Below are 24,984 nucleotides of genomic sequence, written 5' to 3' on the forward strand. Positions count from 1 at the left end.
ATTTGCGCCGCAACTGCATTTCTTAAACACCAATCGCATTCGGTGAAAGTGATTAGCTTCGCAACCCGGCGCATGGTGCAAGTTATCAACTTTTTGCGTGTTTAGCCTCCAGTTAAAGAGCCATTCAAAATTGCCTTGATGATCAATCATGATGGTTTTAAACATTCCATGATTTACTTTCCAGATTTTAAATTTGCACAATAGGTATGTGATTTTTCTTTGATGCTTAGATACCATTACTCTTCTCCTGCTGGTTTAACTTGGGCGGGTTTTCTGTCGTATACATCAACCATGGCGGCGGTTTTATGGCCGCTGGCTCTTTGTTTGTCTCCGAATGTATCTGATACTCCTTTGGCTTTGAGTTGATGGAATTTAAAGCGGGATAATCCTAGCGCTTCTGCTTTGGTCATTAGCCTGGTCCATTCGGCAAAAGTTTGGTTGAATTTGCCGTCTCCTCGGGCATTAAATGCGACTTGTGTGGGGCTTATGATGCCAGGCATTAGCTATTATCAATTGGATAAATAATTGGATCATTTAATGTTCCACAAGCCTTGTTGGAATAATTAAGAAACCTTTCAACTTTTTGTTTTTTTGCTTCAATTTTGGTTCTTGATAACCCGCATTTGCCTTGCCGTTCAGTAACAATCATTTCGTATATGGCAAGCACATCGTTCATTTCTTCAAATATTCTTTCTTCATTTGTTAAATCTTGACCAGGCTGAACTTCATCCATTGAAAATCGAGCTGCTTTAGAGGCGCGTTGCGCAACTTCGGAACATTCTTCGGACAATATAAAAAGTAGATGTTCAAGTCGATTCATTTTACATAGGCTCTGATGGCGTGGAATGCTAGTGGGTCGTGGGTTAGGTCGAGAACGAAATAGTCGCAACCATAATGTTTCTCACCAAAATCACTTTTATTATCGACGCGATAAACGATAAATTTATTAAAAATGCCTTGTTGTTTTTTGTCTTGCATGATGATTTTCCTGTTAATGGATAAATTTTCTGCACCCCAAAAGTGCGTTAATGTTTTCGGGGGTTATTTGGAGTTTGAATTTTTGGCTAAATAAAAATGTAATATCAGACAGTGATTTGTCTTTGTCTTGGCGGAGTTGTTTTAAAAATGCGAGTTGCGTTTTAGTGAGTTCAAAAATCATGATTCACCTCTTTAGATCACCAGATTTCTTGAACTGAAACCAGCGGCATTTTTGTGGCCGCCACCGCCGAAGTGTTTGGCGATTTCTGAGACGTCGAAATTGCCGTTTGAGCGGAGTTGGCACCACCATTTTTGCTCGATGCCGCTGTAGCTGTAGGTGAGTCCGTAGGTGCCGGATTGGTTGGCCAAGGTGTTGCCGAGGTCGCTGGAGAATTTGGGGGGGACGTTGCAGGCTAGGCCGGAGATGCCGTTTAGGGTGCAGGGGTGTTGGTGTTGGGCGAAGTCGGCGACGTCTTTTGCGTGAACGAGTTCGACATCTTTGCCGCGTTCGGTTATGACGTGCGTATAAGCACCATCGAATTCCAGTTTTCTCCACTCGTCAAATTCGAACGGTACGAAAGCTCTTAGTCCGGCGTTGAAGGGTTTGGTGCTAGGCATATGAAATTTCCACAAATCCCTATCTTCAATTAAATATAGAAAAAATGGGCAGCTACTTATGCGGTCGCTCGGATGGAAATATTGCCACGCTAGCATGCAGCCCGAATGAGTCATATCAAAAATAGCAAAATCTAAACCGACTAAGTTTGATTGTGCGGTTTTATGATGATCGATGACTATCAAGCTTCTTGCGCTGCTGTGCATGTCGATGAGTATGTCGCGAAAGTAAGAGAAATCTAAAATATAAATATCTTTACCCGCCACGTCTGGAGGCTGGCTGCCATATGTGGCGGGTAAGTAGTCGGCGGTGTCGCCAAATTTTCGCCACGCGGCGTAAGCTGCGCCGAATCCGTCTAAGCAATTGGCGTGATAGATGACTAGAATGTTTTTGTTCATGCTCGTTTTCCTTGGTTGGTTTTTGCTAGTGTTTTATGAAATAGATGGCGTAACGGGGATAAACTATCTGTTATGTGGCCGTAGCGGGCGTCGTTTTCATGGGCACGGTTGGCGGCTAGGAACGCGTCGCGCGGGGTGGTTTGGTTTTTGTGGCAGGTTTTTTCGAATGTTGCGATTTGTTTTTCGCTCCATAGGGGTTTGTTGCCGTCTATTTTTAGGGGTGCTGGGTAATGTTCTGTGGTTTTCCAGACTTTGTTAAAGGTGGTCAGGGATATCTCGAAGCGCTTGTGGAGCGCTGTGGAGGTTAGGGTGGGTTGGGTTTTATCGGTCATGCTACGTCCTCAATGTAACAAAAAAATCAGGATTGAGGCCCGCTGCTGTTTCGCAGTAGCCATCTTGTGAGTAGGGCACGTCTACATATTCACTTTTAGCTGTGTAGGGAAATTCGATTGATACCCGACTTTCTCGATTGGTATAACAACTGCCGTTGGGTTCCCTAAAAATTAAGCCATCCAGGTCGTAGGCTCCGAGTTCTTCATCCAGAAATACATGACTGATACGTTTGTTTTGAAAAACACGAATGGGCAGGCCTTTTAAAGCGCCCGAATCGGGTGTACGGGAATACACATATGTCCATTCGCGCCATTCGCCTGTAGCGGGAGTTAATAATTTATAATTTGCCAGGTCTGAAAAAAGACCGATACAAAAGTGTGCTGAAAAACCCGAATGAAGTTGATTGGCGAATATAGTTAAAAGTTCTAAGACGTTTTCACATATCCATTTATCTGGATCTTCTTCGGTTTGGTTTAAATTGTAACCAGCGAGGGTTAATTCGTATTTTGCGTGGTCTATTAGGTTTGCCATAGTTTAATTAAGCCTCTGTGGTGATACGGAATTGGTTAGCGCGGTTGATCCAGCCGTTGATGAAGACGTGTTGGATAGGATTGTGATCAACGATGGCTTTGTAGAAATCGATGCGTTGATCGACCATTTGGTTGATGAGGGTGGTTGCGCCAACTTGTCCTAGTATTTCATGTGCCTTATTGGCGGTAATTGGTCCAATTTTTCCGTCGACGGAAATGGTTTCGTCATAGTGTTTTAGGGTTTCTTGCAGGAGTTTTGCTGCATTTTCCGGATCCATGTTGATAGATTCGTCGAAAACGATAGGCTGCAACTCTAATGGGATTACATCGATGTTGGGTTTTATGTAATAAAGGGATTGGTAGATATGGGCGGCGATGGTGGGAGTGATGGCTTTTAATTCGGCAATGGTCGCCAGCCTTCCCAGGTAAACGGAATAGGTATGCAAGGTTATGCCGTGGTTGGTAGGGCCGCCACGGTCTGCGGGGTTGTTGGTGTAGCCGCCTTCGCGTTGGAGTATATCGGCTATCATGGTGGCAATAGTGATGGGTTTAGTTGTCATTGCGCTCTCCTTAGGCGGCTTCGGGTAGTTCTGCGACGATGGTTAAAATGCCGCTGAGTAGTTGCTGGTTGTCGATATCGAGTGGTACCTGGGCGAGTTTGTGGAGCAAGTTAATGGTTTGGGTTTTGTGCGTAATAGCAGGGATAGCCAGAGCTTGGGTGGCGTTGCGGATTGTAGTGATGATTTGGATGAATCCGGGGTCTATGTCGTCGGTTTTGTTGGGATTTAAAACCAGGAAGCCGGATTGCTCCAGGGTATGAATGATGTCATCTTGATTAAAATTTACGCCACCCGCGTTTAAAATGTCTTTTAGTGAGCCTATGTCTTGTTGAAATAGGTCTATGGTTTTTTCTTTGGTGGCGATTTCGTTTTCTAGGGCCGTTATTTTTTCGCAGTTGAGTTGGCGTTCTTGATCGAGGTCTTTGTTGAGTTGATCCAGTGCGGTTTGTAAATGGGTTATTTTGTCGTGGACGTCCATCATGGTTTGGCAGTTGAGGAGTGCCAGAACTTCGCTGCGGTTTTCGAAGGCAACATAGTAGGCGTTAAAACAGGAGAGGGCTTCGGTGGGAGTGGTGGCGTTGAATTTAGCGGCCACTTGGTCGAAAAAAGATTTGTAGACCAGGAGTTCTGCGCAATCTGCGGCGGTATAGACTTTTTTGGGTTCTGGTTGGGTGTCGGCAATGTTGGTTGTGCGTTGGGTGTGATCTTTGTTCCTGAGTTTTTTTAGTTGGTAGGTTTGGATATCGACACCGTTGATGGTGTCGGGGTCGCCGTTTTCGACAGTGTGTTTTTTATCGCGCAGGCAGCAAAGGGCGGCGCTGACGTCTCTAACGCCGCCTGCAAAAAAGCCTTGATCTGCGGGGTTGATGTTGTCCCATATTTGTTTGGCGGTCATGCGGTTTTGGGCGTGTTCGAGTACGTTGAGAATGATGGTGTGTTGGGTTTTTGTGCTCATGTTCGTTTCCTTAATTTAAAAGGGTTATTTTGTAACCGCACGGATGAATTTCCATAAATTGATTTCTAGTTGGGCTTTGTCTCCTGGATAGATCGTTTCGGTGTGGCCGGTTAGCCGAAAAGGTGTTTGATTTTCTATTTGCAAAAGGTTGTTGCTAAAACCACTTAGTTTTATGATTTCTAAACTTTGGTTTGGTCCTATAGGGAATTCGTCGGCAGCATTGGGCTGTAGGTCGAATGTGGTTTTATTGAAATTTGTTATCTGCACACTATGTTGGCCTAAGTTTGTGATTTTTATGTGCGTCATACGTTTGCTCCGAGTATGAGTTTTATGATGGCTATCGTTAGGACGATGAGCAGGAGTAAGTCGGGGAGGTAGATTAAAAATTCTCCTTTGCGTGGGTGTTTCATGCCCATTCCATTTGTGCGTTGTTTTCCGCCATGGCGGTGGGTAGGGTTTTGGTTTTATCGGCCAGTTTGATGGCGTGTTTTAGGGCGGTGAGGGTGTCCATGCCACCTTTGGCGTGTAGGTCTTGGTAGGTGTCGCAGGCGTAGTTTAGGCGGCCTCGGGTCCAGTTTCTGTCACGCGCTTCGATATGCAGTATGCTGATGGCGGCGGCGTGGTGGGTGTGCTGTGGGGTGATGGGTAGCAGCTGGTGGACGGCGTTTTTAAGGCCTTGATTTTCGCGCGGTGGTAGTTCGCTGATGGCGAGGAGGATTTGGGCCACGGCTTTGGCGGGGTCTGTTAGTACGTGGGTGATGGCAGAGGTGAGTAGGGTGGTTAGTTTTTGGGCTCTCATATTTTTCTCCGGGTTAGTGCCTGCGTAGGTGTCTACGCAGGGGATGAATAATTTATTGGTAATCGAGCGTGCCGATGGCAATGTAGATGTCAGCTTCGTTGATACCGTTTTTAATATGATGTCGAAATTCTTCGGCGATTATTTCGAGTTGGGATTCTTTTTGCATGATGCGGTATTTGAGATTGACGTTTTTTTCGTGGTGAACTGTCCGCAGCGAACATTTGAACGATTGATCACTAAAACCTTCGTATGGACGGCTGTTAAAAATGAAGTAGCTTGGTAGCTGATACTCTCCGGCTTTTACTTCGATTTTTTCCATGGCACTGGCACTGGCGGCAAAATTACTAACCTGATGCTCGTTATTGCTGGAGCTGTTGACAGTGAGTTTGCGCAGAATGCTAATGGCTTTTTGATTGCTGATTTCTATAACGTTGCCGTCTTCTTCTGTAAAAAATGCAATGTGGTCGTTATAGTCTTCGATAAAATCGATAAAGAGTTGCTGACTGAATGCGGCATTATCGGCTTGAAGCAGTGCAGCGAATGAGGGCGTTTTTTTTAAAATTAGGGTAGCAGTATGCTTTCCCCATTTTGGTTCGAGTGGGTTACCGAGGTCGATTATGGCTTTGGCTTTTTCATTTTCTGCATCAATGAATACATCCGTATCTGAGCTGCCGTGCTGATCGATGTATGAGAGAAATTCGCCAAGCAAATGGGTTATGAATTTTGCTCGGTATTTATTGGGAACAAGCTGAAATGCCTCGATGCTTTGCAGTTTTGCGTTATCCGGAATTGCAACAGCAATGTTGTTGAGATCAACGGCTAATACTTCGTTGATATATTTTGTTGTTGCGTCGTTTTGAATTGCTTTGATTGCAGTTGCATCCATTATTTTATACTCCGAATGGTTGTTATGTTGCCGTTGGTTTCGAATAGGTCGGCGTCGGTTTGTTGGTTGATGGTTAGGTAGCCCAGGTTGTTGACGTACATGGGGGTACTGGTGGTGGCTTCTTCGCTGCTTTTGCCGTTGCGGGTGGGCTGGGCGTATTTGACGGTGTGTTTAACCGTGACGCTGGAGCTGTTGCCGATTTGTTCCAGATCGATCTGGATGACCAGGCTGCCTTTTTTGCCGTGGTTGATGGTGCCCAGCGCCACCATTTTTAGGGCTTCTTGGACTTTGTCTTGGAAAATACCGGCGTCGAATTCGCCGAGTATTTCGGGGAATGAGGGATTGGGTTTTTGCATGTTGCTCACCTATATTGTTAAGGGTTATGGTTTTAACAGCGGTTTTTTTGCTGTTGGGCGCCACAGTAACAAACTGTTATTTTGTTGTCAATAACAATCTGTTATTCTGAAAGAAAATAAATGTTAAGATATGCGACAGGCATAAAAAAACCCGCATGGTGCGGGTTTAGTGGGGGGGATATGGTTAAATCAGATGTAGATTTTGATTACAAGTTTCTTGAGTGGTTGCATCAAGTGTGGAAACGCACGGGGTTTAATCGGCTGCGGAGCTATTTGCATAAACAATCTGTATGCTTTGCTTTGCAGGTAACTTGTCAAGATGAGGCCGTACAATCGGCCGCTTTTCTAGTTCATCAGGTGTTTGAAATACTGCTATTGCCGCTAGATTTTGTTACATGTCTGGCGGAGCACATCATAAACATATTTGATAGTTTTCGAATAATTGCCTTAGGTTTGCGCCGTCTAGTGTTGAGTTTATGTGGAGGGTATCAATGACTGAAATCATTTTAAAATCTGGGTGCGTTATTACGCTTAATGGTATTCCCTTTGAGCTAAAAGAGGATACAAAGGTTGCTACATCCTTAGAAAATTTCATGTTATTTTTAAGCCATGATGAACAATCTGTATCATAGCCAATGCCAACAACAGATTCATAAGTGCTTGTATTTCGCCGTGTTGTTTATGTATTGAAATTTCAATCTCTTCTTTGGTCATTTAAATTTTGCTTAATAAAATTGAAATTGATGCTGCAATGAAAAATAAAACTGTCCAAAACCATATCAGTTTTTCAGCGCCGAGTCTGTTTGAGAATAGCCACGACATTCTGTCTGGATGCATTACACCCTGTTCTATTCTGTTAATAACCCCTAAAGCGTTTAACGCTTTGACGATAAATAATGGATAGACTATTAGTCCGGTTATACCCAGATAACCAAATGTATTATGAAAGTTGTCTCCACTGTTTTTTAGCGAATAAGCTTCTAAACCTATGCTAATAGGTAGTATTACTAGAACAGCTAATATATTGATTATTAGCTTTTGACGGTAATATTGCCTTAGGTTTATTTCAATGTATTCGTCTGTCATTTAAGCGATTTTATTCTGCTCTGTTGTAAGGGCGTGGTATTGTTCTTGTGTTTCTCTGATTTGTTGAACGCGCGTATTAATGAGCGCTTTATAATTAGCCTTTTCCTGGGGCGGTAATAAGGAAATATCTATTAAATCGGGTGTTTCTGCGATTGGGCGTATTGGGCCGTTGCCGGTTAAAAGCCATTCAGTGCAACAATTGAAATGTTTAGATAGCATAATTGCTTGGGTGATGGTTGGCATTCTGTTGCCATTGAACCAGTAAGTGACAGCCGGACCCGAAACGCCTAAGCGTTTACCAATATCTTCACGCCTTTCGCTTGACCATCCTTTCTCGTTAATCATCCGCTGAAATCGGGCTGAAAATTCTTCTAATAATCTGTCTTTTCCGGTCATGCAAATAGCATGACTTATTGTTGAATAACATTCAGTTATTAATTTCATTTGACTTCTCAGTAACAAACTGTTATTTTTAGACTATGGAAAAGTTAATTTTATTTTTTGGTGGACGCTCAGAAGCTGCTGTTGCTATTGGTGTTACCCCTTCTTTCATCACCATGGTGAAACGAGGTAAACGTCAATTTTCACCAGCAATGGCCTTGCATGTTGAAAAAATTACAGGCGGCAAAATTTCTAAGTCTGAGCTACGTCCCGATATCTTTATTTCTGAGAGCAATCAAGATGCTGCTTGATTGCGCTTTGTGTGTGCGCTCTGTTACTTCTGGGGCTTTCCCTACCTGGCCGCTGTGTGGTTTTGCAGCGGCTTTTTTTTGGTTTTTTTATGCAGCGTAGTTCAGTGGTGGAACGTGGGCCTTATTAGCCTAGTGTCGGGGGTTCGATTCCCTCCGCTGCTTCCCTGTTTGTCTGGTGTTTATTTTGTGCGCTGGGTGGTTTTTTTACTATCCGTTGTATGGTTTAGGTGTTTTGTACTCATTAGTTTTATGGAGGTGCGTGATGACTGAGCGGGAGGCGATTTATGTGCTGCAGAAAGATAAGGATCTTCGTGTTATTACACCGTTTGATTTAACTGAGCGGGAAGTTGAGATTTTGCGTTTGTTATGCACGGCGTTGAGCGACAAGGCGATTGCGTTGCAATTATTGATCTCGGTGAGTACTGTGGCGACGCATGTGAGTAGCATTTATAACAAGATGGGCATTAAAGCCGGTCATGAGAATGCGCGGATTGCGGCGGTGTTGAAAGCGATGCAAGCCGGGTTATTTCCGGAGGATATTGCCGATGCGCTGGATTGACGGGATAGGCGTGTTTATTTGGTTTTTTATAGCGCCCTCTCGTTTGGGTTGCTGGCGGCTGGCATTTTTTATGCTCCTGTTTTTGGTGTTGGCAGGCGTGTTATGAGCGTGATTGTGTGTGGCGCACTTGATGATGTGCATTGGGACATTATTAGCCGTTTGCAGTTGATGCCGAGCCATGCAGGTTGGCCTGTGTTGGACTGGGATGGTTGTAGTGAGATTTTACCGGAGACGATTGTGTCTACGTTGTTTTATCCCGATCGTAAAACCCGCACTGGGCATGTGCTGATTGTGTCTGGTCCGCTTGATTCGACGGTGAATAATGGCCGGTAAAATCGATTTTAAAAAAATTAATCAGGTTGCGCTGTCTCAGTTGGCTCAATTAGTGGCCGAATGGGTACCGGGCGGCGTTAGATCGGGGCGCGAGTATTCGTGTTTGAATCCGATGCGGGCGGATTCGCGGCGGGGGTCTTTTTCCATTAATGTGCTATCGGGTTGCTGGTTTGATTTTTCCACCGGGGATGGTGGATCGGATCCTGTGAGCTTGTATGCCTATCTTTTTTTGAATAATGATCAAGGCGCGGCGGCCAAGGAGCTGGCGGCGGTATTGGGTTTGGATAGTGGTGTAGCGGTTGTGCAGCGTTCTGCGCCGGTAAAAGCCGAGGCTGAGAAAAAACCGAGTAATACCACGTTTTGGGTACCGGGTGTGCCTGAGGCGGAGCTGGAGAAACCGCTGTTTCATAGTGTGCGGGGTTTGCCGTCTGCGATTTATACGTACAGGGATGAACAGGGAAAATTGCTGGGCTATGTGTACCGGTTTGTGACCAGTGATGGTGGCAAGGAAGTGGTGCCGTTGACGTGGTGTAAACATGAGCGCTCGAAAAAAAGTGAGTGGCGGTTTATGCAGTGGGCGGAGCCGCGGCCGTTGTATGGTTTGGATCGGCTGGCTTTGTTTGCGGACCATGCACCGGTACTGATTGTAGAGGGCGAGAAGTGTGCGGATGCGGGTCAGGCGGCGTTGTCTGATCGGCCGGTGTTGTGTTGGTCGGGCGGTGGCAAAGTGCCGCATAAGGCGGACTGGTCGCCGATTGCGGGCCGTGATGTGATCATTTGGCCGGATTGCGACTCGAAACGTTATCCACAGCGCAATGAGTTTGCCGGTGAGTTGATGTCGCTGGGTGAGCAGCCGGGCATGGTGACGGCGATTAAGATTGCGCAGTTGTTATCTGCGCAAGGTTGTACGGTGTGGTTGATGGCTGTGCCGATGCCTGGCGAGAAAAAGGATGGCTGGGATATTGCCGATTGTGTGGCTGAAGGCTGCACAGGCGAGGCGTTAGCTACGTTTATTGAGGCACAGGCTATGCCGTTTCGGCAGGCTGTTAAGGCAGATTTACCCCTTGCGCCTGCTAGCGCTGGCGGCGGGGACACTGCGGGTGTTGCGTTGGTTGATACCGGTACGGGGGATATGCCGCCTGATCCGCCTGATATTGATGATGATCAACCCGGTCAAAAGCCGTGGTGGTCGGATGATTTGATTAAAAAAAGTAATGGCGCGTATGAGCCGTGCATGACGAATGTCGCTAAGATTTTACGATTTCATCCGCTGTTAAAGGATTGTGCGAGGTTTAATGAATTTTCGTATGCGTTTGAACGTCATGGTGTGCCCTGGAACCCGGTGCCTGGTGATTGGGAAGATCGGGATGATTTGATGTTGAATGAATGGTTAGTGGATAACCTGAATTTGATTATTAAAAACCAGGGCACGATTAAAGACGCAGTGTCGTTGGCTGCGCATTACCATCATTATCATCCGGTGCGTGATTATTTGTTGAGTTTACCCGCGTGGGATGGCGTTGATCGATTAGATTTTTGGCTTGCAGAGATCGTGCAGGCGGAGCGTAAAGAGTTTTTGATTTTAGCTGGCCGTTTTTTTTTGATGGGCATGGTTAAGCGCATATTTTCGCCAGGTTGCAAGTTTGATTACATGCTGGTTTTGGAAGGTGCGCAAGGGATGGGTAAATCTTCTTTATTCCGTGCGCTGGCTGATCCGTGGTTTAGTGAGACGGCGTTTGATGTGAACACCAATGAGGGCAATATGGCTATCCAGGGGGTGTGGTTGCATGAAATGGCGGAGATGGGCCAGTTTAGCAAGGCGGAAGATCGGGATTTTAAGCAGTTTTTAACCGTGGTTCAGGATAAGTTTCGGCGTCCTTATGATAAACGGCATGTCACTTCGCCGCGTGTTTGTCTTTTTGGTGGCACAACTAACTTGGATCAGTATTTGAAAGATATGACAGGGAATCGTCGTATTTGGCCTGTGCGTTGTGATGAGGTTTGTTTGGAGTGGTTGACTGAGCATAAAGAACAGTTGTTTGCTGAGGCGATCCAGCGCGTGAATGCCGGTGAACGTTATTGGCCAACCCGTGAAGAAGAGAAGCTTTATTTTGAGCCGGAACAGGAAGCCCGCAAGCTGGATGATCAGTGGATCGAATTGTTGGATGCTTATGTTAATGAAATGAGCAGGCGAACGTATAACTGGTTTCCGACGAATCATTTGTTGATTAAGGCGTGTGGTATTGAGCGGCAAAAGATAGACCCACATGGGGCAGCCGCGCAGCGCTTGGGGCGCGTCATGCTGGCTTTGGGGTGGCGAAATTGTAAGGAATCGACACCACGCGGGGGTATGTTGCGTCGGAAAGGTTTTCAGCGACCGTTATTGCAGCGTGTACTTAAAGATGATGTTAATCAATTTTCGACGCCGGATGATAACACGTATGTTTAAAATCAAAAATAACGTGCGTAGCACTCTTTATTTCCTCGTCGGCGCGTTGTTACGCCGATTTACGCGGATTGCTCTCGTCTGCGCTAGCGGTTTTCGGTTTTTGTTATTTTTTGACCGCGCGGTTTTTCCTTGCGTTAGCGCTAGCTCGGCGGCCTATTTTTAGGTTTTTTTGACTTCCGCCCTGGGCGGATTCTAAACCATGGGCGTCTAGAGGCCGCGCCGTTATTGGGTTTGTCCAATGTCCTAGGTTTTTGACGTTCTGCGCGTATACGCGCGACATGTGTTTATCTTTGTTTTCATGTTTTTTTTACGTTCTATTTTTATATTTTACATAGGACATAGAGCAAACATAGAAAAGACAAGGGCTGTAGCCGCCCAGGGTTGATTTTTAAGCCTGGTCGACCTTGGACGTATTTACCGCCAATTAGGTAAAGCGGCGGTTTTTTGATGAAACAGGAGGTGTTGATAGCTGAGGTGTATGAAAGAGCGGCGTATCGTGATCCGCTGGAGTTTTTGATCAAGCTGGAAAGTGGGGCGTGTACCGGGTGTATTTGGGCGCGGGAAGCTTGGGATGAGACGTATTGCGAAAAGGGCCAGCGGTTTGGGCTTAAATGTAAATTGTATGCCGATGAGGCGGGGGTGGTTGATAGATAGAGATGCTGTGTTTGCGCTTGTGATTGCGTTGATGGGTCCGGGTTCTGTGTTGGCACCGCAGTCGGGTGCGTGTGGATCGGGTGTGCGGTTGTCGCGTTCTGAGCTGGCTGGTTTGTTGTCTGGCTTGAGTTTAGAGGCGATGCATTATGCGTTGGCCAAATATAGTTTAGATGAGCAATCGATTTGGTTTTTGATTGAAGACACGGAACGGCTGGCTTTGACACTGGAGCCACCCCGGGGCAACTGGTCTAACGAACGATCGATGGCTGTTTTGAAGCGGTTGGCTGAGGTGGCGGTGGTGGATAATTTAGGTGTTAAACCGCTATCTCATCGGAAAATAGCCCAATTTGTCGGTTTTCATCATGCTAATTTTGGTCGAACTTGGTCTGATCGTTATAGGGAATTGTTGTTATATTTGAGTGGTTTAGATGGTGCTGTGCAATCGTGTTTTTCGCACTGATTGAAAGGATTTGACACCGCACCACTTTAGGGGTATAAATCGCTATACTTGCCGAAAGCCTGCCCAGTAATGGAGCGGGCTTTTTTTTTGGAATTTTCTTTATCGGGGCTTGGTGGCGATTGTCATCAGGCCTTTTTTGTTTTTGAGGTCTTCTCTTGAGTGCTTATGATTTACTGAATGACAAACAGAAGCGGTTTGTTGATGAGTATTTGATTGACTTGCATCCAGAGGGCGCGGCGTTACGTGCGGGGTATTCAAACAAATCCGCTAGGCAGATTGGTAATGAAAACCTATCAAAACCGACAATTAAGATGGCGGTTTTGGAAAAGCAACGAGAAAGGGCGGTTAGAGTAGCCGCTAGTCAGGATAGGGTGATACTGGAATTGGGCGCTATTGCTTATAGTGACCCGCGTGAAGCCTTTGATGCGCATGGCGCACTTAGGCCGGTAAATGAGTGGTCTGATTCGCTGAGTGCTGCGATTAAATCTGTGAAGGTATCTGAGCAAAAAGACGCTTACGGTATGGTTGTCGGTTTGACGAAAGAATTAGCCTTTTGGGACAAGAATAAAGCGTTGGAAATGCTGGCTAAACATTTGGGCATGTTTGATGCTGATAGCGATAGTATGGCTGTGCAGACTGCGGATGCGTTAAAAAGCGCATTGAAACAGGCTCGACCTAAATTGCAGGTGGTGAAATGATTTTAACCGCTGCGGATCACGAGTTATTGGTTGATGAACTGGTGGCGTGTTATGCCGATCCGCTGCGGTTCGTGATGTTTGCGTTTCCGTGGTCTACTGATCCCTCTTTGCAGTTGATCAAATTAGAATCGCCTTATCGCGAACGCTTTGGCTGTGAGTATGGTCCAGATGTGTGGGCCTGTGAGTTCTTGGATGATTTGGGTGATGAAGTTAGGGCGCGGGGCTTTGATGGTATACATGCCGTGCAACCTATCCAGATGGCCGTGGCTTCTGGGCATGGTATCGGTAAATCTACACTGACCGCCTGGATTGTAAACTGGATTATGTCTACTCGGCCCGGCTCTCATGGCACAGTCACTGCCAATACCAACGAGCAGTTAAGTACCAAAACTTGGGCGGCTATTTCCAATTGGGCTAAAAAGTCGATTACTTCACATTGGTGGAAAATTTCGACCGGGCGTGGCTCTATGCGTATGAGTCATGTAGAAATGCCGGACGACTGGTTTTGTTCTGCTCAAACTTGCCGTGAAGAAAATTCAGAATCGTTTGCTGGACAGCATGCCGCCACGGCTACGTCGTTTTATATTTTTGACGAGGCGTCTGCTATTCCGGACAAGATTAGCGAAGTGGCATCCGGTGGTTTGGCAACAGGCGAACCGATGTGGTTTAAGTTTGGTAATCCGACCCGTAATAGTGGTGATTTTGCTGATGTGTTTAACGGCAATATTTCGAAACGCTGGAATACCCGGCAGATTGATAGTCGGGATGTGGCAATTACCAATAAAGTCGAGTTGGCTAAGTGGGTTGAGGATTATGGAATTGATTCGGATTTTGTGAAAGTCCGGGTACGCGGTATTTTCCCCAGTCATTCGATTAAGCAGTTTATCTCTACAGCCGATGTGGATTTGGCAAAACGCAGACAACTTCGTACTGAACAGTATGATTTTGCGCCCAAGATATTGACCTGTGATCCCGCGTGGGAAGGTGATGATGAATTGGTTATTGGTTTGCGTCAGGGTTTGTATTTTACGGTTCTGCATACCATGCCACGTAATGATAACGATGTGCATGTGGCTAACATTCTGTGCAATTTGGAAGATCAGCATAATGCCGATGCGGTGTTTATTGACGGTGGTTATGGTACCGGGATTGTTTCGGTGGGTAAGACACTGGGCAGGCAATGGCGATTGGTTTGGTTTGGCGGCGCTTCTACCGATACCGGTTGTTTAAATAAACGCGCCGAAATGTGGAAGTTGATGCGCGACTGGTTGAAAGACGGTGGCAAGATTGAGGATAACGACCATGAGTTGTATCGAAATTTAATACAGCCTGAAACCGTGCCGCGCATGGACGGCAAGATTCAACTGGAAAGTAAGCAAGATATGAAGCGGCGTAAGCTGCATTCACCTAACAGGGCCGATGCTTTGGCTTTATCGTTTGCGTATCCGGTGCATAAAAAATCAAGCATGCATCGTGGTCATCGTGATGAACAGATGCGTGGCCATGATCCGATTGCGGCGTTTGATCGTACTCAGCAAAGCAAGCAACAACAATCTCGCGGGTATGATCCGCACAATTTCTTTGATAGAGGACGATAGGTATGTGTTTTGGTGGTGGATCAGCACCTGCAACACCGGCGACTGTGCCGCCACCTCAGGCGGCGGTGATGGCGACACCGGGTGCGGTTAGGCAAACGACGGCTGCACAGACGACGTTATTGATGGGTAATACGTTGTTGACTTCTGGATTAGGTGCGGGGCAAGCATTAAACGCTAATCAAACTAAACGTAATACGTTGTTGGGGCAGTAATGGATTCGAATCAGGTGCGGTTATTAAATCAGCGTTATCAGGCGTTGAAAGATGAGCGTGCGTCGTGGTGGCCGCAGTGGGCGTCTATTTCTAAATACATTACGCCGCGTTCTGGTCGTTATTTTTTGACCGATCGCAATAAGGGTTGGCGTCGGGATAATTCAATTTATGACAACACGGCCACACGCGCTTTACGTGTTTTGGCTGCGGGCATGATGTCGGGTATGACCAGCCCTGCGCGGCCTTGGTTTGTGTTGGAATTGGCTGATCAGGATTTGATGAAGTATCAGCCTGTTAAAGAATGGTTAAGCCAGTGTTCTCGCTTGGTACTGGATGTGTTTGCGCAGTCGAATTTGTATCGGGTGTTGCATGGGATGTATGGCGAATTGGGTGCATTTGGTACGGGTGGTGCCATGCTGGGCGATAGTTTTCAAAATATTATCCAGATGTATCCGTTTGAAATTGGTGAGTATTCGATTGCCACTAACTTTATGGGTGAAGTGGACACCATTTACCGTGAGTTTGATGCCACGGTCGGCGCGTTGGTGAAAGAGTTTGGATATAACAATTGCTCTCATTCTGTAAAGCAGGCGTGGGACAAAGGCAATCTGCATTTGTGGATCACTATTCGTCATGCGATTGAGCCGCGTGCCGATCGGGAACCTGGCAAGCTAGGGCCATTGAATATGCCGTGGAAATCCGTTTATTGGGAATCTTCGGTTAGTACGGGTCAAGTGCTGCGCGAATCGGGTTTTAAACAGTTTCCGTGCGTAATTCCGCGTTGGATGACTCAGGGCGGTGATATGTATGGCAATAGCCCTGGCATGGATTGCTTAGGGGATGTGATTGGTTTGCAATCGCACGAATTTAGAAAGTTGCAAGCCGTTGACTATAAAGTGATGCCGCCCTTGCAAATTCCTACGGAATACATGAATCGGGAGATTGAGACGTTTCCGGGTGGGCGTATTTTTTATGATTCCACGACTCAAAATGGCGGTATTCGGTCGGCGTGGGATGTAGCTCTGGATTTACGTGAGTTGCTGATGATTCAGCAGGATGTACGTCAACGGATTGATGATGCCATGTATAAAAATTTGTTTTTGATGATTTCTGAAAACACGGCACCTGCCGCCATGACGGCCACGCAAGTTTCGACGATGAATGAAGAAAAGTTGTTGATGCTGGGGCCTGTGGTGGAACGTTTGAATGATGAGCTGGGTAAACCCCTGGTGACCATTGTTTTTGAGCGCATGTTGAAAGCGAATTTATTACCGCCTGCGCCGCCGGAGCTGAATGGCCATTCGTTAACCATTCAGTTTATCTCGATGTTGGCCCAAGCACAGAAACAGGTGAATGTGAATGCCATTGATCGGTTTGTGGCGGGCATTATTCAAGTCGCGGCGGTGAAACCCAGTGTGCTGGATAAGCTGGATGCGGATAGTTATGTGGATGTGATGGGCGATACGCTGGGTGTTGATCCGGTGTTGATTACATCGAATCAGAATTTGGCATTTATTAGAGAGCAACAAGCGCGTCAACAACAACAAATGCAGAACAATATGATTTTGGCGCATGGGGCGAATATTGCCAAAACCTTGGGCGATACCAATACCGGACCGGATACGGCAGCTGGGCAGTTAATGCAACGTATGCAGGCACAACAGAGTAGTGCTGCGTGATGGACGGGTTTTTAGATCGTGAGGAACTGGAAGAACGTCAGACCGAACAGGCTGAATTGGCTCGTTTGCAACGTTTGGAGCAGTTGAATGATTTGCGTACCGTGCTGAATACCGTGCAAGGGCGGCGTGTGCTAAGTCGAATTATGTATATCTGTCATAAAGATGAGCAAAGTTTTGTACCAGGCGCTGCGGATTTAACGGCCTTTAATGAGGGGTCGCGGCGCGTGGGTGTGGAAATTTCTAATTGGATCAGGAACGATTTTCCTGATTTATATATTCAATTACTTTCGGAGAATTTAAAACATGTCAACAGCTAGCGGGGTGAGTAATGCAGGAACAAACAATGCCGGTGCAGCCGGAAGTGGTGCAAGCGAAGCGGGCGCAGGGGGAACGGGCGTGGGAACTGGTGAAGCTGCAACAGGGACGACGACTGGAACAGCTGCGGCTACAGGTGCGGGCGCTGGAACAGGATCGGGAGCGGCGAACGCTACTGGAACAGAATCCGGAGCCGTGGGCAGCGGAAATGCTGGAGCAGATGCCAGCGGCACTGACGCGTCTGGCTCTGGCGGTGCGACTGGAGGTATTGAATATACAGACTTTAGCATTCCTGATGGCTTAACCATTAATGCGGATTTGCTGGGTGAGTTTACGACTGCCGCTAAAACGTACAATTTAACCCAAGAACAAGCACAAGCGTTAGCGGATTTGGGCGTTAAACAGGCGCAGAGTATTTTGAAGCAAGTGGAAGACAATAAGATCGCGGAAACACTGGCGCGTGATACGGCCTGGTTGAATGCCAGTCAGTCTGATCCGGAGATTGGTGGCGAGAAGCTGCAAGAAAATGTGGCTTTGGCGATTAAGGCGCGTGATCAGTTGGCGACGCCAGAGTTTTCGAAGTATTTGGAAGACACGGGGTTGGGTAATCATCCAGAAATGATACGGATGCTAGCCAAAGTAGGTAAGCAGTTGGGTGAGGATGGGTTTTTGCCGGGTGGTAGTGCGGGTGGTAGTCATGAGGAACCGACTATAGCGGAGCGTATGTTTCCTAATGCGCCTAAGAAGTAGTTTTAGGAGTTTTTGAGTTGTGCGGATGGGATGAAGCGGTTAATCGGTAGCGGGTATCGAGTTTTTGGATTGAATCTTTTAGGGGTGTTTTTAATGAAACGATGGGGTGTGGCTTTTAAGGTGGCGCTGTTTGCGCTGTTGGGTTGTATTTCGGGGTTTGCGTATGCCGATCTGTTATCGGGCGTGGTGGCTGTTGCGGGTCATTGGCCTGTGGGTGTTTCGCTTGGCGCTGATTATTTAAACGGTGATTCGAGCTGGGCGCTGGGTTTTGTGGGTGCTGTAGCGTTGGGTAATGGACAGTTGACGTTAGCGGATGTGAGTAAGCGCACATCGCCGGATGGCAAGATTGATCCACTGGCGGAGTTACTGAGTCAACGAAATGATATTTTGGAAGACATTGTGTTTGTGGAGGCGAATCAGGCTACCTCGCATGTGGTGTCGCAACGTACTGGTTTGCCAGTGGTCTATTTTAGACGTTATAACCAGGGCGTTCCACCGAGCAAATCGACCAGTTCGCAAATTAGTGAGCCGATTGCGATGTTGGAAGGACGTTCGCATATTGATGCGAAGTTAGCCAAATTGAACGGTAATACGGCTGAGTTGCGATTGAGTGAGGCTACGCCGTTTATCGAGTCGATGGTGCAGCAAATGACACAGACCGTATTTAACGGCAATGTGGGGGTTAACAATGCGACGTTCTCTGGCTTGAGTACGCGTTATAGCACCTCACCGGCTAATCCAACACCGGCCGGTAATGCGGGTAATGTGATTTTGGCGGGTGGTAATAGTACTAATAACGCGTCTATTTATCTGGTAGTTTGGGGTAAGGAAACGGTGTTTTGTACGTTCCCAAAAGGCTCTACAGCGGGTTTAACCACGAATGACTTGGGTGAGGAGTCTGTACCCGATGGTAACGGCGGTTGGTACCAGGCGATTAGAACCCTGTTTCAATGGGATTGTGGTTTTGTGACTAAAGATTGGCGTTACGTGGTACGCATTGCCAATATTAACATTGCCGATTGGATTGGCGTGCAGAATACCCAGGCATTAACGGCGGCTACGAATGTGACCAATTTAATGCTGAAAGCGATTGCGCGTATTCCGAATATGCGTATGGGCCGCCCCTGTTTTTATGCGAATCGTACTATTGCTGAGGGTTTGATGATTCAAGCCAAACAAATGAGTTCTGCGTATCTCGGTATACAAAAAGCGGCGACTCAGTTTGGTGATGAAATGCTGGAGTTGAACTTTTTAGGGATTCCCGTACGTATTGTTGATCAGTTGGGTGTTGCTGAGTCTTTGGTGGTTTAAGGGGTTGTTGGGTTTTGCGATTTGCGCTTAACCCATTCTGTTTTTTTTTGATTTGAGGGTCTATATATGTCTCTTGTAGATTATTTATTGCAGGTGAGTTCTGCGCAAGCAGTGACGACTACTACGACGTCGACGTATTCGATTGATTTATCGCAACCTCGTGATTTAGGTCCGGGGAATGATTTATATGCGATGTTTACAGTGGATACCACAGCGGCGGGTGTGGGTGCGTCGGTGACGTTTCAGGTGATTAGTTCGGCGAGTGCGTCGTTATCATCACCGACGGTGTTGAGTGATATTCCGTCGATTCCGGTAGCGGATTTGTTAGCAGGACGTCGGCCTATTTCGTTGCCGATTCCGCAGGCTAATTTATCGGCACAAGCGCTGGGTCAGCGTTATTTGGGTGTGCAGTATACTGTGAACAGTGGGCCGTTAACAGCCGGTGCATTTAGTTGCGCGTTTGTGGCTGATACTCCGAGCCAAAACACTTATTATCCTTCTGGTTTTACGGTGGCTTAAGATTATGGCTAGATATATTGCGAGTGAAGATTTATTGCTGTCTCATGAGTGCCGCATTGTTAAGGCGGGTGAGGAGTTTGAAACGACTTTTCCGAAAGGAATGGTATTGGGGGATAACGTGCAGCTGGTAAAGGCGTCGGCGAAAACCAAGCCGGTGCCGACGGAAACCGATCCACTGGAGGGTGATGAAAAGACTTAAGTTTTAAGTCTTTAGTTTAAAGGGCTGGCGTTTGCTGGCCTTTTTTTTTAATTTTTTTTTATTGTTTGGGGCAAATATGAAACCAGTGTTTTTAGCGAAAACGGTGGCAGTGCAGGTGCAGTCTGCACAGATTACCGGATTAACGGCCACGTTGGATGATGGCACGACGATTCCTGTATCGGGGCCTGTGTCGGTGGGTGATTGGGCGGTTGAGGATACTACTAGTACGGTGGTATCGGTATTGGCTGCGAAAACGTATGCCAGTGAGTTGGCTTTGGCGGCTTCTATTACGGGTGCGAGTGGGCAGAGTGCTGCGGCTGGGGCGACGGGAGCTGCGTCGTAATGGCTACCGTGACGTGTCAGAAAGTGGTTGATCCGATTACGGGTGCTGTGACGTATACGGAGGTGCCGTCTGCACCGTCGTCTTTGGTGGGGGTGTTAACGGCTATTCAGAATACGGGGCCGCAAGCGTCGAGTTATGCGGGCGTGGGGTTATCGACGGCCATTGGTGCGGCTGCCGCGTATTTTCCGCCGGGTACGACTGATCTGGCTGCTAATGCGGCGGGTGCGGTATTGAGTGGGTTAACGGGGAATATCCCAGGTGCGTTGTTGGGTGGTATTGCGGTGGCGTCTGGGTTAATGGCTATTATCAGAAACGAACAATCAGGAAAATTAAGTAATGAACAAATACAAAGTGTGGTTTCTGGTCTTACTCAGCAACAGCTTATTAGCTTGCTCGACTCTCACGCCGCAACAGCAAGTGCAAGCGTTGCAATCACAGCCAGCCCCGTTAAACCCGCCGGCACAGTGCAGCCAGCCAGTGCCTAGTTATACCACGGAGCAGTTGAACGTGATGAGTGTGGAGCAGTTGCAGGCGGCGGCTGCTTTGAAACTGGAGCATTTAAGGGATTGCGGGGGCTAGCGTGACAGATTCTTATAAAGCCATTGTGAGTGCGATTGCTTCGATTGTCACCAGTTTGGGATTGGTGGCGAATGAGGTGATGACTTATTTGAATGCCAATGGTGTGGCATTTGGAGTGCTCTTTGGTGGGATTACCACCACCAGTACGGTTTATTTTCATATTAAAAATAACCACACCATTGCCAAAAGCCATATTGAGCGCCGTGCGGCGGAGCGGGGTGAGTTGTAATGTCGCTTGCAAAAAAATCGGCTTTGGCGGTGGTGGCGGCCTATCAGAATAAACCGTTTGAGGGACGGGCGATATTAACGGCTATTCCACAGGGGTTTGGGTTTTTTACCATGGCGCAGCCTGGGCATTTTCATCTTGATTTGCGGGGTACCCGGGATTTTTCGGACCTTAAAACCGATGCGTTGGTGGTGACCAAGGCGTATTTGGATGGTGAGGCGCATGCGGGGTTTGTGGACCGGGTTGAGCAGATTTATCCTGAGGTATTGCGGGTGTATAACCAACTTCCTTTAGATGCGGACATTACTATCAGCGGCCATAGCGAGGGAGCGGCGCTGGCGTTGTTGTTGGCGGCTTTGATTAAACCGACTCGGCTGATTTTGTTTGCTTGTCCGAAGACGGTGGATGTGACTTTGCGCGATGCCATTTTGCACATGGGTTTTGCCATTGAGCATTATGCGGGTAGATACGACTTGATACCCGACTTTCCAGTTGGTTTACACCAGGTGCTTGAACCTGAGCGACTTTATTTTCCTAATGTCTATAAGGCGGATGAATTAGGACAACATTCAATTGAACATATTGCAGAGGCATTATCATGAGTAAGTTAGGAGCATCACCAGTCGGTATTTATTCAGATGATGGTAATATTTTATTAGGTTCTATGGATCGGGCAGGAAATTTTTTAAGTTTGGTTAAAGTATTTACAACTTATACAGCTGCCCAAGCATATTTTTTAGCAAACCCCAACGTACCAAGTACCTCTGTCCTTATAGGTCAAACAACTTGGATATGGGATGGCGTAGGTTTAACACTAGATACACCTATTGAGAATGTGTTCACGGTACTCAGTATAGGTAATAGTATCAACGCAAAAAATCAAGTTGGGTACGCAGCTAACTCATTTTTTGGGGCTTCACCTTCTTATCAGGTTTCGCAGTATCAAAATGGTATTCTAGAGGCGATTAACACATTAGGCGGGCAACCGTTTAAACCTTGCAGATCAGTACCTACTATATTTCACCCTATAGCGGCATATACCGGCAGTGGCGGCTCAACAGGATACCCAGCGTGTATTGACGAATTAGGTACTTACGCTGCACCGGCATATTCGTTATCTGCACCAAATGCATCGTATGTTGGCGCATATATGCTGCAAGATTTTGACGGTATCTTTAAAACACTGATTGATACCCCAAACTTAGTGATACTACTAGGGATTTTTGAAAATGATATGGGTCAAAACCCATATACCGCCTCACAGTTAGCTACTATGCAACTTAGTTTGCAGCAAGCCATTAGTAAGATATTAAATCAATACCCAAATATACTAATTGTAGTGTTTACTCCAGGCCCAAATAGCTCTTATCCAGCCACAAGTAATTATGCTGCGATTACTAATTGGATGGTAAACACACTTCCTGGTCTGTACCCTGGCAATGTATTTACTTATCTTAACCAAGCAATTACAGATAATATAGTTACAGGTGCACCAATAACAAAATATGTAGACCAAGGAGTCCATCCTAATAGAGATGGAGCTACGTTGATAGCAAAAGACTTTATTAAAAAAATGTCTTTCTTATTCAACGTACCAAAATTTTTACCTAGCATTGATACAGCAAGCGGAGGTGTATTTGTTAATGACCCGTATATACTAAGTGCGTCAACAGGGACGTTAAACGCAGCAGCAGGAGCTAAAACAGCTGTGCCAGGCACAAGTCACTTGCTTTATACATTAGATGGTTACACTGGTGGACAGACACAGGCGAGTGTGACGAATGTTGGCACAAACGGTTCTGGAACCCCTGTTGGTTTGGATATTATGCTAGCTGGAAAAACGGTAGCCATTCCTTATCCTACCTCATCAAATGGAACAGTAGCAGGTATAACACTATCTACGGATAATTTTGGCAACTTCAATTATGTGCAGCCCAATAATGTATATGTTGCGTTGTGGCAAGTAAAAATAATTAATCCTACTAATTTAATAGAGTTGAAAGCCACATTAACGATGGACGACTCCTACCACACTTACGGGTTTGCGGGTCAAACAACTGATTTTCAAGATAATTATCAAGGTTGGGCTACGCTAAACGCAGGCGATATACTTAATATTGCTACGCCGCCCATATTAATTCCTGGAGTACCTACAGGTTCAGCACACCATCTGACTACACAGATGTTTTTTGGCGCTGCGGCTGCTACCCCGTTGGATTTCAGTACACCCGCTAATAATCCCCATATCCAAGTAAACCTTGTTACTATTTATCAAGTTGCTAATAATATACCAACCCAACCATATACTATAGTGGGATCTAATACATATATCAACCAATCCGAAGGTTTGCAACAAGTGCTGTTTCAGCCTGGAACAGCATCTTACAGCGGCACACTAACTGCTAACATTACAGCGGCTACAACAGGTACGCTAAATGCGCTGTTTACAGGACCAACAGGCCAGTATAGCTTAACGTTTACTACTGCTGGGGGTCCTGTAGTATTAACAGCAACGTTAACCAATAATTCTGCAGCTATTACTGCTATAAGTTCTGCTGTAACAACTACAGCGTTGGGGGTAGCTATTAACCAAACTGGAAGCATCACTTCTGCTATTTATGAACCTATTAATAAAGCAGGCTTCCCTACTATGACATATGACCCTTACCCAGCCTCTTACCCAGTTGCTGGAAATTATATTGTATTAAGACCAGGAGATCAGTTAGTAATCGTTGCAGCCACTTTAGCGCCTGCGCTTACAGTTGTTCAGTTAGTTTAAAAGTTTATGTACGCAGCAGAGGCATTATCATGAGTAAGTTAGTAGCATCACCAGTCGGTATTTATTCAGATGATGGTAATACTTTATATCTGCGATGTTATTTGAGTTGGCAATCAAATTATTTATTGATGATTTAATTAACGCTTGTGATTTGTTATAGTGACAATCTTACATGCCAGCTATGGCGCATCTTCTCATAATTAACATCTCAATTTTATGGACAAAAATTTAACACTGATTCAACACGCTAAAAAATTTAGCCAACGTTTTCCTGGTATTGTTCAAAAAAAACGAGAGCTCTGGCATAAATGGTTTAATTTTAACCGTATTAATGTTCAAGCGACTTTCCCATCGTTTGCTACAACCAGTGCGGGTGATTATAGGGATATTTCGGCTATTACTATGCAATCTATTAATCAAACATTTCCGGCACTTAGTCGGTTTGTTGATCATATACAGCTTAGAAAAGCCGACATAATCGAGATTGAGAATTTTGCGAAAAATGAGGCTGAGCGTAATAGTGTTAATGAAATTATTAAGAAATTTCAAGAGTACCGAAGCGATAAAGGTGGTCATTGGTATCATAATGCCTATGGCGCTATCCTTAGTAATACAACTGAAATTAGAAATGTTTTAGAAATTGGTATGGGAACGAATCATACTGATGTTGTTTCGAATATGGGTTTTTTTGGTTCACCCGGTGCATCGTTAAGAGCATTTAGGGATTATTTGCCCAATGCCAATATTTATGGTGCTGATATTGATACTCGCATTCTTTTTCAAGAAGAACGCATTAAAACATTTTTTGTAGATCAGACTGATCCCGCTGCTTTCGTTGCTCTTGATAACCAACTGCCTTATCAGTTCGATCTGATTATTGATGATGGACTGCATTCACCCGACGCAAATATCAATACATTGCAATTTGCTTTGCCTAAATTACGCGTTGGTGGTTGGTTTGTAGTTGAAGATATTGCATTAGAAGCGGCAGAAATTTGGAACGTAATTTTTGCATTGATTCCAACCAACTATAAGCTATCTATTTATAAAGCTAGGTACACATTGTTTGTTGCTATTCAGCGTGTTAATTAATAAATTAACTTAAATAATTAAAATCAGAAAAACCCGCTTC

38 protein-coding genes and 1 tRNA gene are annotated in these 24,984 nt (G+C 45.9%); 23 read left to right on the forward strand and 16 right to left on the reverse strand.

The window, feature by feature from the left end; genetic code table 11:
• Window positions 1-236 precede the first annotated feature (236 nt).
• From ABH008_RS08695 to ABH008_RS08755, 13 genes are all read right to left on the reverse strand, one after another.
• On the reverse strand, window positions 237-500 hold the full coding sequence (locus ABH008_RS08695; RefSeq protein WP_347989458.1) for a hypothetical protein: 264 nt from the start codon (window positions 498-500) through the stop codon (window positions 237-239).
• The gene (locus ABH008_RS08700; protein ID WP_347989459.1) at window positions 500-820 is read right to left on the reverse strand and encodes a hypothetical protein; all 321 of its coding nucleotides are present in this window, start codon (window positions 818-820) and stop codon (window positions 500-502) included. Before ABH008_RS08700 ends, ABH008_RS08695 begins: the two co-directional genes overlap by 1 nt.
• A complete protein-coding gene (locus tag ABH008_RS08705; RefSeq protein ID WP_347989460.1) occupies window positions 817-978 on the reverse strand; it encodes a hypothetical protein in 162 nt (53 codons plus the stop codon). Before ABH008_RS08705 ends, ABH008_RS08700 begins: the two co-directional genes overlap by 4 nt.
• Before the next feature lie 13 nt (window positions 979-991).
• Window positions 992-1,159, reverse strand: a complete 168-nt coding sequence (locus tag ABH008_RS08710; RefSeq protein WP_347989461.1) for a hypothetical protein — start codon at window positions 1,157-1,159, stop codon at window positions 992-994.
• Window positions 1,160-1,170: 11 nt separating this feature from the next.
• Window positions 1,171-1,992 (reverse strand): DHH family phosphoesterase, encoded by an 822-nt coding sequence (locus ABH008_RS08715; RefSeq protein ID WP_347989462.1) that lies wholly within the window; start codon window positions 1,990-1,992, stop codon window positions 1,171-1,173.
• On the reverse strand, window positions 1,989-2,324 hold the full coding sequence (locus ABH008_RS08720; protein WP_347989463.1) for a hypothetical protein: 336 nt from the start codon (window positions 2,322-2,324) through the stop codon (window positions 1,989-1,991). Before ABH008_RS08720 ends, ABH008_RS08715 begins: the two co-directional genes overlap by 4 nt.
• A 1-nt stretch (window position 2,325) precedes the next feature.
• Window positions 2,326-2,856 carry a hypothetical protein gene (locus tag ABH008_RS08725; protein WP_347989464.1) on the reverse strand — a complete coding sequence of 177 codons (531 nt, stop codon included), beginning with the start codon at window positions 2,854-2,856 and terminating at the stop codon, window positions 2,326-2,328.
• A gap of 7 nt (window positions 2,857-2,863) precedes the next feature.
• Window positions 2,864-3,415, reverse strand: coding sequence for a glycosyl hydrolase 108 family protein (locus tag ABH008_RS08730; RefSeq protein WP_347989465.1), 552 nt, complete (start codon window positions 3,413-3,415; stop codon window positions 2,864-2,866).
• A gap of 10 nt (window positions 3,416-3,425) precedes the next feature.
• Window positions 3,426-4,370 (reverse strand): hypothetical protein, encoded by a 945-nt coding sequence (locus ABH008_RS08735; protein ID WP_347989466.1) that lies wholly within the window; start codon window positions 4,368-4,370, stop codon window positions 3,426-3,428.
• Window positions 4,371-4,394: 24 nt separating this feature from the next.
• The gene (locus ABH008_RS08740) at window positions 4,395-4,676 is read right to left on the reverse strand and encodes a hypothetical protein (RefSeq protein WP_347989467.1); all 282 of its coding nucleotides are present in this window, start codon (window positions 4,674-4,676) and stop codon (window positions 4,395-4,397) included.
• A 100-nt stretch (window positions 4,677-4,776) separates the two neighbouring features.
• On the reverse strand, window positions 4,777-5,169 hold the full coding sequence (locus tag ABH008_RS08745; protein WP_347989468.1) for a hypothetical protein: 393 nt from the start codon (window positions 5,167-5,169) through the stop codon (window positions 4,777-4,779).
• Window positions 5,170-5,221: 52 nt separating this feature from the next.
• Entirely contained in the window at window positions 5,222-6,055 is an 834-nt protein-coding gene (locus tag ABH008_RS08750; RefSeq protein WP_347989469.1) for a DUF2303 family protein, read from the reverse strand.
• The gene (locus tag ABH008_RS08755) at window positions 6,055-6,411 is read right to left on the reverse strand and encodes a hypothetical protein (protein ID WP_347989470.1); all 357 of its coding nucleotides are present in this window, start codon (window positions 6,409-6,411) and stop codon (window positions 6,055-6,057) included. The genes ABH008_RS08750 and ABH008_RS08755 overlap by 1 nt, the downstream gene beginning before the upstream one ends.
• 180 nt (window positions 6,412-6,591) lie before the next feature.
• Here ABH008_RS08755 and ABH008_RS08760 point away from each other — a divergent pair, with 180 nt between their 5' ends.
• A complete protein-coding gene (locus tag ABH008_RS08760) occupies window positions 6,592-6,906 on the forward strand; it encodes a hypothetical protein (protein ID WP_347989471.1) in 315 nt (104 codons plus the stop codon).
• 96 nt (window positions 6,907-7,002) lie between these two features.
• On the opposite strand, the gene ABH008_RS08765 is transcribed toward ABH008_RS08760, so the two are convergent.
• Genes ABH008_RS08765 through ABH008_RS08775 form a run of 3 tightly spaced genes read right to left on the reverse strand, consistent with a single transcriptional unit; the run spans window position 7,003 to window position 7,941 of the window.
• Complete coding sequence (locus ABH008_RS08765) at window positions 7,003-7,125, reverse strand: hypothetical protein (RefSeq protein WP_347989472.1); 123 nt, start codon at window positions 7,123-7,125, stop codon at window positions 7,003-7,005.
• Window positions 7,126-7,497, reverse strand: a complete 372-nt coding sequence (locus ABH008_RS08770) for a hypothetical protein (protein WP_347989473.1) — start codon at window positions 7,495-7,497, stop codon at window positions 7,126-7,128. It abuts the gene before it with no gap.
• Window positions 7,498-7,941 (reverse strand): helix-turn-helix transcriptional regulator, encoded by a 444-nt coding sequence (locus tag ABH008_RS08775; protein WP_347989474.1) that lies wholly within the window; start codon window positions 7,939-7,941, stop codon window positions 7,498-7,500. It lies immediately after the preceding gene.
• Between the two features lie 35 nt (window positions 7,942-7,976).
• Here ABH008_RS08775 and ABH008_RS08780 point away from each other — a divergent pair, with 35 nt between their 5' ends.
• From ABH008_RS08780 to ABH008_RS08885, 22 genes are all read left to right on the forward strand, one after another.
• Window positions 7,977-8,189, forward strand: coding sequence for a YdaS family helix-turn-helix protein (locus ABH008_RS08780; protein WP_347989475.1), 213 nt, complete (start codon window positions 7,977-7,979; stop codon window positions 8,187-8,189).
• Between the two features lie 91 nt (window positions 8,190-8,280).
• Window positions 8,281-8,351: transfer RNA gene (locus tag ABH008_RS08785), tRNA-Ile, on the forward strand.
• A 100-nt stretch (window positions 8,352-8,451) separates the two neighbouring features.
• On the forward strand, window positions 8,452-8,748 hold the full coding sequence (locus ABH008_RS08790; RefSeq protein ID WP_347989476.1) for a LuxR C-terminal-related transcriptional regulator: 297 nt from the start codon (window positions 8,452-8,454) through the stop codon (window positions 8,746-8,748).
• Window positions 8,749-8,766: 18 nt separating this feature from the next.
• Window positions 8,767-9,081 (forward strand): hypothetical protein, encoded by a 315-nt coding sequence (locus tag ABH008_RS08795; protein WP_347989477.1) that lies wholly within the window; start codon window positions 8,767-8,769, stop codon window positions 9,079-9,081.
• Window positions 9,071-11,530, forward strand: a complete 2,460-nt coding sequence (locus ABH008_RS08800; RefSeq protein ID WP_347989478.1) for a VapE domain-containing protein — start codon at window positions 9,071-9,073, stop codon at window positions 11,528-11,530. The genes ABH008_RS08795 and ABH008_RS08800 overlap by 11 nt, the downstream gene beginning before the upstream one ends.
• A 444-nt stretch (window positions 11,531-11,974) precedes the next feature.
• Window positions 11,975-12,184 carry a hypothetical protein gene (locus ABH008_RS08805; RefSeq protein WP_347989479.1) on the forward strand — a complete coding sequence of 70 codons (210 nt, stop codon included), beginning with the start codon at window positions 11,975-11,977 and terminating at the stop codon, window positions 12,182-12,184.
• The gene (locus ABH008_RS08810) at window positions 12,174-12,644 is read left to right on the forward strand and encodes a hypothetical protein (protein ID WP_347989480.1); all 471 of its coding nucleotides are present in this window, start codon (window positions 12,174-12,176) and stop codon (window positions 12,642-12,644) included. Before ABH008_RS08805 ends, ABH008_RS08810 begins: the two co-directional genes overlap by 11 nt.
• Window positions 12,645-12,799: 155 nt before the next feature.
• Window positions 12,800-13,342: a terminase small subunit gene (locus ABH008_RS08815; protein ID WP_347989481.1), complete on the forward strand. Its 543-nt coding sequence runs from the start codon at window positions 12,800-12,802 to the stop codon at window positions 13,340-13,342.
• Window positions 13,339-14,940 (forward strand): hypothetical protein, encoded by a 1,602-nt coding sequence (locus ABH008_RS08820; RefSeq protein ID WP_347989482.1) that lies wholly within the window; start codon window positions 13,339-13,341, stop codon window positions 14,938-14,940. The genes ABH008_RS08815 and ABH008_RS08820 overlap by 4 nt, the downstream gene beginning before the upstream one ends.
• 2 nt (window positions 14,941-14,942) lie before the next feature.
• Complete coding sequence (locus ABH008_RS08825; RefSeq protein ID WP_347989483.1) at window positions 14,943-15,152, forward strand: hypothetical protein; 210 nt, start codon at window positions 14,943-14,945, stop codon at window positions 15,150-15,152.
• A complete protein-coding gene (locus tag ABH008_RS08830) occupies window positions 15,152-16,831 on the forward strand; it encodes a portal protein (RefSeq protein WP_347989484.1) in 1,680 nt (559 codons plus the stop codon). Before ABH008_RS08825 ends, ABH008_RS08830 begins: the two co-directional genes overlap by 1 nt.
• Entirely contained in the window at window positions 16,831-17,148 is a 318-nt protein-coding gene (locus tag ABH008_RS08835; RefSeq protein WP_347989485.1) for a hypothetical protein, read from the forward strand. The genes ABH008_RS08830 and ABH008_RS08835 overlap by 1 nt, the downstream gene beginning before the upstream one ends.
• The gene (locus ABH008_RS08840; protein WP_347989486.1) at window positions 17,135-17,896 is read left to right on the forward strand and encodes a hypothetical protein; all 762 of its coding nucleotides are present in this window, start codon (window positions 17,135-17,137) and stop codon (window positions 17,894-17,896) included. The genes ABH008_RS08835 and ABH008_RS08840 overlap by 14 nt, the downstream gene beginning before the upstream one ends.
• A gap of 93 nt (window positions 17,897-17,989) precedes the next feature.
• Complete coding sequence (locus tag ABH008_RS08845; protein ID WP_347989487.1) at window positions 17,990-19,207, forward strand: major capsid protein; 1,218 nt, start codon at window positions 17,990-17,992, stop codon at window positions 19,205-19,207.
• Between the two features lie 66 nt (window positions 19,208-19,273).
• Window positions 19,274-19,726 (forward strand): Bbp16 family capsid cement protein, encoded by a 453-nt coding sequence (locus ABH008_RS08850; protein WP_347989488.1) that lies wholly within the window; start codon window positions 19,274-19,276, stop codon window positions 19,724-19,726.
• A gap of 4 nt (window positions 19,727-19,730) precedes the next feature.
• Entirely contained in the window at window positions 19,731-19,925 is a 195-nt protein-coding gene (locus ABH008_RS08855; protein ID WP_347989489.1) for a hypothetical protein, read from the forward strand.
• 76 nt (window positions 19,926-20,001) lie between these two features.
• Window positions 20,002-20,268 (forward strand): hypothetical protein, encoded by a 267-nt coding sequence (locus tag ABH008_RS08860; RefSeq protein ID WP_347989490.1) that lies wholly within the window; start codon window positions 20,002-20,004, stop codon window positions 20,266-20,268.
• Window positions 20,268-20,753 (forward strand): hypothetical protein, encoded by a 486-nt coding sequence (locus ABH008_RS08865; RefSeq protein ID WP_347989491.1) that lies wholly within the window; start codon window positions 20,268-20,270, stop codon window positions 20,751-20,753. The genes ABH008_RS08860 and ABH008_RS08865 overlap by 1 nt, the downstream gene beginning before the upstream one ends.
• 95 nt (window positions 20,754-20,848) lie before the next feature.
• Window positions 20,849-21,076, forward strand: coding sequence for a hypothetical protein (locus tag ABH008_RS08870; protein WP_347989492.1), 228 nt, complete (start codon window positions 20,849-20,851; stop codon window positions 21,074-21,076).
• On the forward strand, window positions 21,076-21,675 hold the full coding sequence (locus tag ABH008_RS08875; protein ID WP_347989493.1) for a hypothetical protein: 600 nt from the start codon (window positions 21,076-21,078) through the stop codon (window positions 21,673-21,675). Before ABH008_RS08870 ends, ABH008_RS08875 begins: the two co-directional genes overlap by 1 nt.
• Entirely contained in the window at window positions 21,672-23,852 is a 2,181-nt protein-coding gene (locus ABH008_RS08880) for a hypothetical protein (protein WP_347989494.1), read from the forward strand. The genes ABH008_RS08875 and ABH008_RS08880 overlap by 4 nt, the downstream gene beginning before the upstream one ends.
• 216 nt (window positions 23,853-24,068) lie before the next feature.
• Window positions 24,069-24,944: a hypothetical protein gene (locus ABH008_RS08885; protein ID WP_347989495.1), complete on the forward strand. Its 876-nt coding sequence runs from the start codon at window positions 24,069-24,071 to the stop codon at window positions 24,942-24,944.
• Window positions 24,945-24,984: the final 40 nt, after the last annotated feature.

The sequence above is a fragment of the Methylomonas sp. AM2-LC genome (genome assembly GCF_039904985.1).
GTDB lineage: Bacteria > Pseudomonadota > Gammaproteobacteria > Methylococcales > Methylomonadaceae > Methylomonas.